The following is a 12,825-nucleotide window of genomic DNA, read 5'->3' as shown; positions in this document are numbered from 1 at the left end:
CCTGACGTGAAACAGACTTCTGAAACGAAACAGACTCCTACCAGCAGAGTAAGCACTGGTAGGAGTCATTAGTCCCGAAGAACGGTTATGGCGAACTCCATCGCCATATGGAATGAGATTATAGTAAGTTGATTCTCTCCAAAAGTCAATATGGACCGCTCTACTGGTCTTCACCGCTGGAGCCGTTCAACACATCGGTACCGGGCATAGCGTCAGGGTCCGGGGAGACCGGGTCTATGCGGCTTCCGGGAACCAGTTCGTCCGCATCAGGGACATCCTCCAGCGGAGCGGGTTCATCCGCTTCATCCGTCAGCTCTCCTTCATCACTCCCATCTTCGCCGTCGGCATAATCAATGACACTGCCGGTTAACCCAGCTGCTCCGGCGGTATAGATGGCGTCGGATTCCAGCAGCTCGTCCCGTTCCGGGCCCGGGGTCCCGGCAGAAGGAAGGGGACGATCCGCCCGCGGTCCCAGCCCGGCGTCCGGTACGTTCAGACCGATGTCTGCAGCAAGAATAGGGTCGCTCTCCAACGCCGGATCAGAACCGTCATCCACTACCCCGTCGAAATCTATAGGTGTGAAATGGGCAGGATCATGACTGGCCAGTGCAGATTCCAGCGGACGGTTCCCGGCATCCGCCGCCGCCTCGCTGGGACTTTGTTCTGTAATGGTGCCAAGCGGACGCAGTTCTTCCAGCGGGATATCCTGCTCCGGGGAAATACCGCCCATTTTGGTATAACGCTCATAGGTGAAGTCGGCTTCCGTCTTATTGAATTCATTACCCATTGCTATTCAGCTCCCTTTGTTGTTAGTCCGTTAGTACATCTATACCCGTTCAGCCAGCGGCGAATCTGCCCGGCCGCCCGTTCTGGCGTTCTGCTTAATATATTCATTCCTCCGGCGGAATAACCAGAATAACCGAGCTCATTCGAGGTTATTTGCAGGATAAGGCAGGTATTGTGCAAACGTTGTCGAAAATAAGAATCATATGGACTACATAAATACAACGAATGATTCACTGAGGTGCCACAAATGAAGTTGCCATCAACCAAAATGGCAGCAGTCTTGATTATGCTGCTGCTCGTGATAGCCATAATTCCGGTGGGTATCGCCATGGAATGGGACGGACATACAGAAGCTGAGATTCCAGCATGGGAACTGAAGTGGGAGACAGCCGGGATCAATGGCATAGAAGAGGCGGCGGCATGGCCTGCCGGGGAGTGGAGCTTCATACAGGCGAGCGGAGCCCGGCCGCTTCCTCCTCCAGGTACAGCTTCCGCCTGGCTGCGGTTATCTTTGCCCCCTGCCGGTGCGAACCCGGCTATTCTGATTGATAAAGTATACGGCGATAGCCTAAAAGCTTATATAGACAACCGCCTTATCTACGATTCTGACGGGGATGTGGAATACAGCGGCAACAAAGTGCTGATACCGCTGCCGGCACAAGACAGTGCCAAGCAGCTCTATCTGTGGAACGCAGGCAGCAAAGAGTTTGGGATTGAAGGCGAGGTAAGAGTAGGCAGCTATAATAAGCTGCTGTCCTTCTATGTGAAGCAGGATCTGGTAGACCTTGTTCTCGGAGCTGCCATGATCTTTATGGCCGGGGCCTTATTGGTCTGCCTGCTATTTCTCAAGCCGGAATTTTTCTATAGCGGTTTCTATCTGATTCTTGTCATTATATCCTTTGGTGTGCTGCTGATTACCTACTCCCCGTTCCTGCCGCTGATCATAAGCGGCGGGGAACGGCTGAGGGGGATTTGCTTTGATCTGGCATTGTTTACGCTTATGCCGGCGTTCACGCTCTATTTTGAACAGTTATTCGGACCCGGCAAGCGTGGACTCACAACCCGTGTGCGCAATTTTCAACTAACCTATTCCCTGTTATGTGCAGGTGCGCTTATCCTGAATGCAGTGCTCTCTTTCCGGCTGGATGCCCTGTATTCCTTCCTGACCATTAACGTAACCGGTACGCTGATGATTGCGCAGTTTATGTACCTGCTGTATCTGGCGCTTTCTTATGCCCGCAGGGGCAATACAGATGCCATTGTGTTCTCCTGCGGCTTCACGGTGTTCGCCGTTGTTTCCTTGAGTGAGCTGTTACATTACTTCCTCTCCACGGAGAGATACCATCTGTATTGGTGGAAGTGGGGGATGGTGGTGTTTGTCATTTCCCTGATCGTCATTCTGGGGAGACGGTTTGCGGGAAGCCATGAGAAGGCTGTGGAATACTCCAGGGAGCTGGAGAAGTTCAACAATGATCTGCAGCGTTCGGAGAAAATGGAGATTATCAGCGAGCTCGCCGCCTCGGTAGCCCATGAGGTGCGCAATCCGCTTCAGGTCACCCGCGGGTTCCTGCAGATCCTGGGGGAGCGCTCCGGCAACAAGGAGAAGGAATACCTGCAGATGGCCGTGGAGGAGCTGGACCGGGCCTCGGTGATCATAACCGATTTTTTAACCTTTGCGAAGCCGGGTATGGATACAGTAGATGTATTCGAAGTCTCCGGCGAGCTGAAGCATGTGGCGGGTATCCTGGTTCCGCTGGCCAACCTGCAGGGCGGGTCCATCGAGCTGCGTCTGCAGAAGGATCTTCAAGTCACAGGCAGCCCGGCCAAATTCAAGCAGGCGTTCATTAATCTGATCAAGAACAGTATCGAGTCCTTGCAGGAGGAGGGGCTGATTGTGGTAACGGCCTGGAGATCAGGCGAATCTATCATCGTCAGCGTTAAGGATAACGGCGAGGGCATGAGGGTCAGTGAGCTGGCGAGACTGGGAGAGCCTTATTATTCCAACAAGACCAAGGGAACAGGACTCGGTCTCATGGTCACCTTCCGTATTATTGAAGCGATGGACGGGTCGATTGAGTTCCACAGCCGCAAAGGCGAAGGAACAGAGGTTATGATTACATTGCCGGCCTTTGCCGATAATTAGAAAATATTTTTGTTTATTCCGTTTTTTTGAAGGGATGGGCGGAGTATGAAGCGAAATATTAACACTAACAGAACTTTGCTTCTGAAACTTTCCTCTGAGGTGCTTGCATGTCTTTGACGGTCAAAAGTTTACATATAGCGTTGGTGTTTCTGCTACTCTCCATTACCTGCGGAACGTTTCTGGTATCGGCCCAAGGCTCCTACCCTGCCGGTGAGATCAGACAATGGCAGATGAAGTGGCAGGAGGGACCTGAGGACAACGGACGCAAGGCTCCCGTAACGGAGACCGAGGGGTGGATGGATGTGGAGGCACAGGCCAAGATGCCGCAGATGCCTGCCGGAGTATCCTCCGCCTGGACGAAGATTACATTGCCATCGTATAGTTACGTGTCTCCCGCTGTCTATATTCAGGCGATCTACGCGCTGCATGTTAAGGTGTATGTGGAGGAGCGGCTGATTTTTGAGGGGGACCGCAGCTTCATTAAGGATAACTATTCCCTGCTGCTGCCGCTGGATTTCCAGGATAACGGCAAGACCATCTATATTTGGACGCAAACGCTGCAGGACCGGATCGGGATCAAGGAGAAGGTCGTGATTGGCGAGCATAGTATGCTTATCAAGGACTATATCAAAAACGGACTCACCGATGTCATTCTGGGCGGTGCCTTTCTTTTCGTGGCGGCAGTCCTTTTTGTATGCGCATTTTTCCTGAACAGAGAGTATTTCCCGATTGCGACCTCCCTTTCCATAGTGATAGCCTCGACGGGGGTGCTGTCCATCACCTATTCCCCCTTCACCTATACCTTCTACAGCTATCTGGGAGCGATAAGCGTGGTTTTTTTCGATGTGGCGCTATTGTCGCTGTTGCCTGCACTGACCTTTCTGTTCGAGAATATATTCGGCCCCGGCAGGTATGGCATTATCCGCAGATTCCGCAAGTTCCAGACGGCCTACTCCTTATTCTGCCTGATCTGCCTGATTATCAACGGGCTCTCCGGCGACAGATATGTGGAATTCTATTTCTTCGTCTCTACCAAAATCATCGGAATTATTATGATTCTTCAATTCATTCTGCTCATCGGCTGCGTGATCGTGTTCTCGCTGAAGCGCAATAAGGATGCGATTATCTTCGCCTGCGGCTTCGGCACGGCTGCGTTAACCGGGGTCCTGGAGCTGATCTGGTATTATTTCAATAGCGGGAATTATGATCTGCAGTACTGGAAGTGGGCGCTGGTCGTGTTCATTCTCTCGCTGATAGTGATTCTGGGGCGGCGGCTGGCGCAGAACCACAGCCAAGTGGTGAAGTATTCGCAGGAGCTGGAGCTGTTCAATAATGAACTGCAGCGTTCCGAGAAAATGGAAATCATCAGCGAGCTGGCAGCTTCGGTGGCCCATGAGGTCCGCAATCCGCTCCAGGTCACACGCGGGTTCCTCCAGCTGCTCAGCGAGAAGTCGAGCGGGGATGAGCAGAGATATTTGTTCATGGCTCTAAGCGAGCTGGACCGGGCAGCCAGTATTATTACAGATTTCCTGACCTTTGCCAAACCGGAATTTGAACAGGTCTCCCTGCTTAATGTCAATGAAGAGTTCATGCATATCCAGAGCATTTTGCTGCCTTTATGCCATTTGAACGGGGGCAAAATGATCCTGGAGGTGGAAGAGGACCTGTGGGTCAAAGGGAATTCCTCGAAGTTCAAGCAGGCATTGATTAATATCATCAAGAACAGCATCGAATCACTGGGGGAGGAAGGCACTATTCATCTGCTGGCCTACAGCCGGGGAGACAGCATACATATTCACATCAAGGATAATGGGGTGGGAATGGAGCCGGGGGTGCTTAGCCGTCTGGGGGAACCGTATTTCTCCTCCAATAAGACGAAGGGCACGGGTCTCGGGCTGATGGTTACCTTCCGGATTATTGAAGCGATGGAGGGTGAAATCCGGTTTATGAGCAAAAAAGGAGCCGGAACCGAGTCCATCACCATTCTGCCGCGTGCAGAGGGTCCGGACGATTCCAACTCCCGTTGATGATAAGGCTTGAGTAATCTACCAGGAACTAAGAGGGGCAATGTTTGTCTTCAGCACACCGGAAGACGGGCTCGGAGGGATCACCAGATAGAATTCATTGGAGCCTTCTTCTACGGTCTTCAGTGTAATGTCGTCCGGCAGGTTAATGCCTAACGCTTCTTGGAGGGCTGCCTTAGGATCTGTGAGCAGTCTTTGTTTGAAAGCCGGATCTTCCCATGCCTTCTGAATCACCTGATTCTTAAGAACTCCTACTGACAATACAATCACCCTTTCAAAATGGTTATAATTACCTTTTTAGTATAGCATAGCCCATTCTATAATTCTATTGCTTTTTATATAGATTATGAGAGATTTCCGTGTCTGGATAACCAGTAATCCAGTCCCCCGGCCTGCAGTAATTGCTTCTCCGCTTCAATGGCTGCAGCGATCTGCTGCAGGTTCTTCACCAGCACCAGATGGAAGGATAACAGCCGGGGCAGCTGCCACGGGAAGTCTTCCAGCATAAGGTGGTTAGCCTCTGCAGTCGCTGCATAAGCCGCAAGTCCGCCTGTGATATAGATGAAGTCCTTCACGGCCGCTTCGGTCAGCGGTTCTCCGGCAGCACCGGCATAGGTACGCGCCAGCGACAGCAGGCAGTTGTAATTGCCGTCCCTCAGATCCTCTTCCCAATCTTCATAGTCGTCCAGCATCTGCAGGGTCAGCAGTACAGTATGAAGCATCTCCTCGGCCCCGGCAATAAGCGGGGACTGGCCTGAGAGCAGCAGCGCAGCCGTAAGACTGAGCTTAAGCGGACTTGCCTTGTGCGAGATACGGATACGGTCGTTCAGGAAGTAGTCCCGCCCGGCTTCGCCGCTCACACTGTCTGCCCACTCCGTAATGTAACGGTTGAAATAGGACCAGAACGGGGAATCCGCCGGGAACAATGGCAGGTAGATGCTAAGAAATTCCACATAGAGAAGATTGGCGAGCGGCAGCGCCTGGTCTGCCGGGGTCTCCCGGCTGTCCATCAGATCATCCTGGAGGAAGAAGTAGAGCATGAAGAAGACGTTCCCGGCAGACATGGAGCGGGTCAGCGCAGGGCTTAGACTGCATCTGTCCTGAAGCCAGAAGGGCAGCAGATAACAGATGTAATTCTTATGACTGTCTAACTTAAATACGTTGAACTGGTCCAGATAGGACTGTCCATAAGCATTAAGCGGTTCTGGAAACGCGGAGATCACCTTGCGGCTCTCCTCAAATACCAAACGGAGTTCGTCCTCATAAGCATGAAGCCAATCCATGGGCTTGTCCCCTGTCAATTATGTATTGTCTTACTAACAATAGGTAAAAAGTGGGTATGTGACCTGATTATAATCCTACGTCCGTCCTATTTCAATCAAAATTTGGAAAGTGGGTCCGGGAAGGGTAATCGGGCTATTCTACCCACGAAACTTAGTGCTGGCGGGGCAGGGAAATACCAGAAATAGACCATAGTGAGTAATTACAGAAGGGGAGTGGGGTCATGGGAATCATCAGATTTGGACTGGTGGGCGGAGGCTGGCGGGCAGAATTCTATCTGCGGATCGCCAAGGCCCTTCCTGAGCGCTTTGCTATTGCGGCCATGTACGTCCGCAATAAGGATAAAGCCGAAGAATTGAAGAGAATATGGGGCGTGGAAGTGTACACCTCACTGGATCTATTTGTTGCAGCGGGCGGTTATTCCTTCGCGGTAATCTGCCTGAACCGCGAGGTCAGCAAAGATAGCATCATTAGACTGGCTGCCGAGGGGGTTCCCGTCCTGGCCGAGACGCCTCCTGCGCCGGATCTGGAACAGCTTATTCAGCTATGGAATGCGGTGGACCGTTCAGCTGTCATCCAGATTGCAGAGCAGTATATGTTCCAGCCGATGCACGCAGCCAGAATCAGGCTGGCCTGCTCGGGACGCCTCGGGAGGATCAGCCAGGTGCAGGTATCGGTGGCCCATGGCTATCACGGGATCAGCCTGATCCGCAAGCTGCTGGATGTCCGCTTCGAGAAGGCGGCTATCCGGGCCCGGAGCTTCGGTTCAGCTATTATGAAGGGGCCGCAGCGCAGCGGGCCTCCTCTTGCGGAGGAACTAATACAGACCGGGCAGACACTGGCTACCCTTGATTTCGGGGACAAGCTTGGAGTCTATGATTTCACCCGTGACCAGTACTTCTCCTGGATCCGGGCCAGCAGGCTGCTCGTCCGGGGAGAGCGCGGTGAGATCATGAATGACGAGGTAGCCTGGCTACAAAGCTATGATACTCCGGTCTACACCAAGCTGCGGCGGATAGATGCCGGTCATGGCGGCAATCTGGAAGGCTTGTATCTCCGGGGAATCATGGGGGAGGGGGAGTGGCTGTACCGCAATCCATGTATTCCTGCCCGGCTTACGGATGAGGAGATTGCTATTGCCGAGTGTCTGGATAGAATGCAGCAGCATGTAGAGGGCGGCCCTTCATTCTACAGTCTGGCAGAGGGCTGCCAGGACCAATACCTCGCCCTGCTCATGGAGCAGGCGGCGGCCAGCGGGGAGACGGTCCTGTCCGTTGCCCAGCCTTGGGCGGCGGAGTGACGTACTAAGAAACCTTTCCATGTTGGCGGAAAGGTTTCTTTGCTTGTTGTATAGGATGCACAGTCATCACCTGCCTGAGGGGCTTCATAGCAGCATCACGGAAACGGTGAACTGACCATATACACTATGCCCTGTATGTATTCATTTTCTTCGCTATTCGTAAAAAAGACGATATAAATAACATATGAGGATTTAATTCCCATGATATGACTGGTTATAATGCAGGTACACCGCTCCAAGGCACAGCGGTGTACAGCCTGACATTTAAATGACTTCATGGAGGGGATGGGGTGAGGCGGGCGGCTTCATATAAATTACAGCACCTTGCACGTGAAAAATGAAAGGGCGTGTACAAAGATATGAATTCACCGGATTCGGTTCAAGCTAGTGTAAGCGGCATATTTATAAGGGTTAACCAGGTTGGATACAGTCCGGCTGCGGGTAAAATAGCCATCGTATTATCAAGCACGGGCTTGAGCGGAGTTAGATATGATGTGTTCAATTCAAACAACACCTCGGTATTGAACGGAACCATTACCACAGCCAGTAAAGGGAGCTGGGGTGACGCGGGTGGCGCAAATTGTGCTTATTCCTATGCTATAGATTTCAGTACACTAACTACTGCCGGAAGCGGATATTATATAAAAATCAACGCCTATAAGTCCCCGGTCTTCGCTATAAGCAATTCGGTTTACAGCAGTCTGGCCGATCTGTCCATGCAGTTCTTCAAAGTGCAGCGGTGTGGAAATACCAGTCCGCAGGATCATGGCGTATGCCATATGACGGGAACGAACTCATCCATTGACGGAAAGCCGGATGGTGCTTCCGGCACCAAGGACTTTACCGGGGGCTGGCATGATGCCTCAGATTATATCAAATTTCTGAGCACCATCGGACATGTTACGGATGTGATGCTAACGACTTATATCCACCATCCGGAAGCTTTTCCTGCTCCCGGAGGCGCGGCCGGAGCATTGACGGAAGCGAAGGTAGGTCTTGATTTCATTCTCAAGCTGTGGGACAACACCAACCAGATTCTGTATATGGAAGTAGCCGACGGCCTGGACCATGATGTCGAGAATGATGATCTGGATTCCCGCAGCAAAACCTGGCCGCAAAATGACAATACGATCTATGGCGCGGCGCGTCCGGTGCATCCATGCCCTGCCGGTACAGGCGCAAACTTGGCCGGAAAAGCTGCAGCTGCCTTAGCACTAGGAGCTAAAATATGGGGAGATTCTGCCGGACCGGTCAATAATACTGCATTAGCTGCCGGCTATTTGACCGCAGCCCAGCAAATCTACACCTGGGGGAAGACAAGGACGGGAATTGCTGGGGATGCGGACGGATTCTACGTGGATACGGACTATAAAGACGATATGGCCTGGGCGGCTGCCGAACTCTACCGGGCCACAGGTACCGCCGCCTATTTAACAGAAGCGAAATCGTTCTGTGACAGTGCGGGAGAATGGTACAACAAAAGTAACACAAGCCTCAACTGGTCCAGAGCCTATCACTGGGCAAACTATGAGGTCGCCTCCCTTGATCCGGCTTATAAGAATACTGCCGCAGGCCGGATGAATAATCATCTGAACCTGAAAAAGAATTATGCTGACGGGCAATTCTGGAATACCAGCAGTGAACCCAAATGGGGTACGTATGAAGCCATGAGCAATAATGCGGTAGAAGCGATGATGTATCAGGAATTAACCGGAAATACCACATATGTGGCTCTGGCCCAGCAGCAGATTGATTTCATGCTGGGAAGGAATCCGTGGGGTGTTAGTAAGTTAAATGGTGCGGGTACAACCTGGTTTAAAAATCCCCGCCACCGTGTAACCACATTGAACCGTGTGAATAACCCGAATTATCAGCTCCGCGGAGCCTGGAGCGAGGGGTTTGAGACCAGCAGCCAGTACGTTGTAGACCAGCAGGACCCGCTGCTGGCCGGGCAGGAAGATCCGGGTATCGTGCAGTTCAATGACAACCGGATGATCTGGCATGATAACCGCAGAGATTATGCTACCAATGAGGTTACCATATCAGGCAATGCAGCGGGCATGGCGATGGTCGCCTTCATGGGAGGAGGCGCATCCTCAGGTGCACCAACCGACTATATTACAAATGGAGATGCCTATGTAAGAGACGGCACCTATGCGGCAACCAACTATGGAACAGCAGCAACAGTCGATGTAAAGGGAGATGCGGATGAGGGCTATAACCGGAAAGGGTTTGTAAGATTCGATCTTACCGGTCGTACTGGATCACCCGTTGCTTCTGCTCTCTTGAAGATGTACTGTAATGCCGTATCTGCGTCAACGCCTGTGAAGGTATACGGACTTACCGGCAGTGATGAATGGATAGAGTCGGGAACAGGAGGCATCACCTGGAACAATCAGCCGGGCAGTACAGGTGCAGTGCTGGTTGGAACCATTAATGTATCTACAGCCGGCTGGTACACTATCGATGCAGCGGGTTTTGTGAATAGCCAGCTCGGCGGTGATAAGAAAATGACCTTCAAGCTGCAGGTTGAGAACAATAACGGTGCAACGATAAGCTTCAACAGCAAAGAAAACACAGCCAATAAACCGGTTCTGACTGTGAGTTAGGCAGGTGATTAAATAGGAACCACAGGGAATCCAGACTGGAACGGAAGGCTGCTGAGCTTAGATCAGCAGCCTTTTCTTTGAAATATAAGAATTTATATGTTTCACACGATAAATTATCCTTCTATTTCTCGCTGAAACGGTACCGTCCTTTAAAAGGACGGCAAAGCCGTTTCCACTTGCGTGCGTATGGACCATCGAAGCAGAGGAAGCGGACCGCCTCAAGGCCCGTCTTCCGCAGCGGGCAGTCCTCCGCTGGCATGGCTTTTGCGGTATTCGCCGGGAGTAAGGCCGGAGGCGCGTTTGAACATACGGATGAAGGAATTGACATTCAGGTAGCCGACCTGGAGTGCGATCTCCTGAATGCGCAGGTCGAGGTTCATCAGCAGCTCCTTGGCATGCCCGATCCGCAGGTTGTTCAGATAGTCGCTGAAATTAATGCCTTGCTTCTCCTTGAAGAAGGTAGACAGATAGCCCGGACTCAGATTCAGCTTGTCTGCAACAAGATTCAGATTGATATTCTCTCCGTAATGCTTATCCAGATAGTCCAGCATATAGGCAAGTACGGGGTCCCTGGTCTCGGATTTGGCCCGCATGGCGGCAAGGATCGGCCGGACCATTGCGTGAAGCCATTCCTTATACTGCCCGGTGGAATAGAAGCTCTCGAAGTTCTCCTTAAGAGCTGGCTGAATCAGTACAGCCTCCTCCAACCCCAGCTTCATTACCGTCTTGCCCGCCTGCTCCACCGCTCCCGCGGCAAAGGCCCGGAAATCTTCGGCCGCAGCGTCCTTCTGGTTCAACTGCTCCAGCTGTCTGGCCAGCCATCCCAGCACCGCTTCCTCATTGCCTGACAGCAGTAGGCCCGACAGCTCCTCCCCATGGGTTACCTTGACATGAAAGGAACGGGCCGATGAAGCGCGCGGCTCCACGATAACCTGGGTTTCTTCGTTCAGCCTGCGTTCTTTAAGCAGTGAGGAGAGAATCCCATAAGCACCGGTAATCAGAGTTTCTCCGGAGTAGACAGGACTTACCGCGATGGTCAAATAAAAGGCGGGCTCCACCTCCAGCAGCTCCTTCAGAGTCTGGAGCGTCTGAAGAATAGCGCTCTGCGGTCCGCATTGGAACAGCAGCAGCAGGAGCTGGTTCTGCTCCGGCTGCACAGCCACTAGATCCCCTTCGCTGCCCAGGAACAGGTGCTGGATCAGCTGCCACAGCATCAGGGTATCCTTCTCCGGGCTCTGGGACGGCTGCTTGAAGCTGAGCTTGAACAGCACGGCTGCATACGGCCGGTCTTCCGCTTGGGCATCCTCCAGATCCAGCAGATTGGGGTTCAGGGGGATGTTCTTAATTTTATGGGAGTAGGCGTACTGGCGCACCAGCGAATTTTTATGCTCCAGATCGGTCTGAATGAATTGGTTGGTCTCCAGAATACGGCTCATGCGGTCCCCGATGATAGCGAATTCCTTCACGCTGCTTAGCTTACCCGCGCCTGTACCCGATTTGCGCTCCAGTGCTGCAATCAGCCGCTGCAGCGGCCGGTTAAGACGGTAACTGAAGAACAGCGAGAACAGAATACTGGTGAGCACGGCGGCAGTCAGCAGGGCGGCCAGCAGCAGCTGCATCTGGCGCATTCCGGAAGCGACTGCAGCGGCTGGTGTAACCTGGACATAAGTGAATCCGGTCTGCCCGCCTTTTTGATAGAAATAATATTGGTCTCCGACCTGCTCATGGTAGCTGATGCTCCCGGAGATGTGGCCTAATGCCGGCCGGTCTGCCGAGGTGGAGAACAGCATGACGCCGTCTGCATCCAGAATATAGAACGGATTGGAACTCCCATCCCCGTAAGCCGTTTGCAGTTCGCGTGCATTCAGCATGACAATGCCATAGACCTCCTTATAGGGCAGAACCTGGGTGACCAGCGGCAGCAGCGACCCGAGCGGACGCGAGGAATTCATCGTACTCTCTCTAAAATTAGCTGCAGGCAGGACCCTCATGTACTGATTGCCCATCGTCTGCCGGCTCCAATAATCCGGCGGATACTCCTTGCTGGCATAATATTTGGAGAACATATCGTTCATACTGCTGGTGCCGTCCTTTTCAAAAACATAATCCGCTTCTTTGAAATAGAGAATGAAGTTCTCAATATGCAGGAACGGGTTGGAGTAGACGTTCGCCAGATCCGATTTGACCTCACGGACCACATCATAACGCCTGTTCTCGCGGACCTGGCTCAAGAGACCCAGGTTGGCCGTCCATGTATGCGATCGGTTAAGGGTCAGAATGATGTTCTGTGTCAGCCGGAAATGATTCTCGTAGCTCAGGGCGGTCTGCTTGAGACCCAGCTCATTCTGGCGGACCATCTCCTGATAGACCTTCTTGCTCAGATATAGATGAGAGAAAAGGTTGAAAGAAGCCAGCAGCAGGATAACGCTGAGAAAGCTCAGCATTAGCTTCACGAACAAGGCGTTGAAAGCAAATTTAAAGTCTGTTCTTCTGCGCATGATGTTCCCCCTTGCTATGGACATTCTTTTTATACCATCATAGCTCCCGAAAGCTCACACGGACAATATGCACTTTCTTCTTTTTATACGCCGATTCTAAGAAAATCGCTAATCGGGCGATATGAAATATAACATGCTGATAGCGCTGTCACTGATTTTATTTCTATAATTCAACCATAACTCC

At 52.2% G+C, this 12,825-nt stretch carries 8 protein-coding genes and 1 riboswitch; of the genes, 4 read left to right on the top strand and 4 right to left on the bottom strand.

The features are described from left to right. Window positions 1-52: 52 nt before the first annotated feature. Window positions 53-114: riboswitch (Fluoride riboswitch) on the bottom strand. Window positions 115-160: 46 nt separating this feature from the next. Then, entirely contained in the window at window positions 161-787 is a 627-nt protein-coding gene (locus HQN87_RS32085; protein ID WP_216857380.1) for a hypothetical protein, read from the bottom strand. A gap of 246 nt (window positions 788-1,033) precedes the next feature. Here HQN87_RS32085 and HQN87_RS19215 point away from each other — a divergent pair, with 246 nt between their 5' ends. Next, complete coding sequence (locus HQN87_RS19215) at window positions 1,034-2,929, top strand: ATP-binding protein (RefSeq protein WP_173136691.1); 1,896 nt, start codon at window positions 1,034-1,036, stop codon at window positions 2,927-2,929. A 143-nt stretch (window positions 2,930-3,072) separates the two neighbouring features. Then, window positions 3,073-4,956 (top strand): ATP-binding protein, encoded by a 1,884-nt coding sequence (locus HQN87_RS19210; protein ID WP_367272755.1) that lies wholly within the window; start codon window positions 3,073-3,075, stop codon window positions 4,954-4,956. Window positions 4,957-4,974: 18 nt separating this feature from the next. Here the strand turns inward: HQN87_RS19210 and HQN87_RS19205 are convergent, their stop codons facing one another. Together HQN87_RS19205 and HQN87_RS19200 are read right to left on the bottom strand one after the other, a co-directional pair. Continuing rightward, entirely contained in the window at window positions 4,975-5,214 is a 240-nt protein-coding gene (locus tag HQN87_RS19205) for an NHLP leader peptide family RiPP precursor (RefSeq protein ID WP_173136689.1), read from the bottom strand. Window positions 5,215-5,297: 83 nt separating this feature from the next. Continuing rightward, the gene (locus HQN87_RS19200) at window positions 5,298-6,236 is read right to left on the bottom strand and encodes a hypothetical protein (RefSeq protein ID WP_173136688.1); all 939 of its coding nucleotides are present in this window, start codon (window positions 6,234-6,236) and stop codon (window positions 5,298-5,300) included. A gap of 221 nt (window positions 6,237-6,457) precedes the next feature. Between HQN87_RS19200 and HQN87_RS19195 the strand changes: the two genes are divergently transcribed. After that, complete coding sequence (locus HQN87_RS19195) at window positions 6,458-7,534, top strand: Gfo/Idh/MocA family protein (RefSeq protein WP_173136687.1); 1,077 nt, start codon at window positions 6,458-6,460, stop codon at window positions 7,532-7,534. A 359-nt stretch (window positions 7,535-7,893) separates the two neighbouring features. Next, on the top strand, window positions 7,894-10,143 hold the full coding sequence (locus HQN87_RS19190) for a glycoside hydrolase family 9 protein (RefSeq protein ID WP_173136686.1): 2,250 nt from the start codon (window positions 7,894-7,896) through the stop codon (window positions 10,141-10,143). Window positions 10,144-10,361: 218 nt separating this feature from the next. On the opposite strand, the gene HQN87_RS19185 is transcribed toward HQN87_RS19190, so the two are convergent. After that, window positions 10,362-12,641 carry a helix-turn-helix domain-containing protein gene (locus HQN87_RS19185; RefSeq protein WP_173136685.1) on the bottom strand — a complete coding sequence of 760 codons (2,280 nt, stop codon included), beginning with the start codon at window positions 12,639-12,641 and terminating at the stop codon, window positions 10,362-10,364. Window positions 12,642-12,825 lie beyond the last annotated feature (184 nt).

The sequence above is a fragment of the Paenibacillus tritici genome, assembly GCF_013204885.1.
Classification (GTDB): Bacteria; Bacillota; Bacilli; order Paenibacillales; family Paenibacillaceae; genus Paenibacillus_AQ; species Paenibacillus_AQ tritici.
Note: the sequence above shows the minus strand (reverse complement) of the source record. Positions and strands in the feature narration are given on the sequence as shown.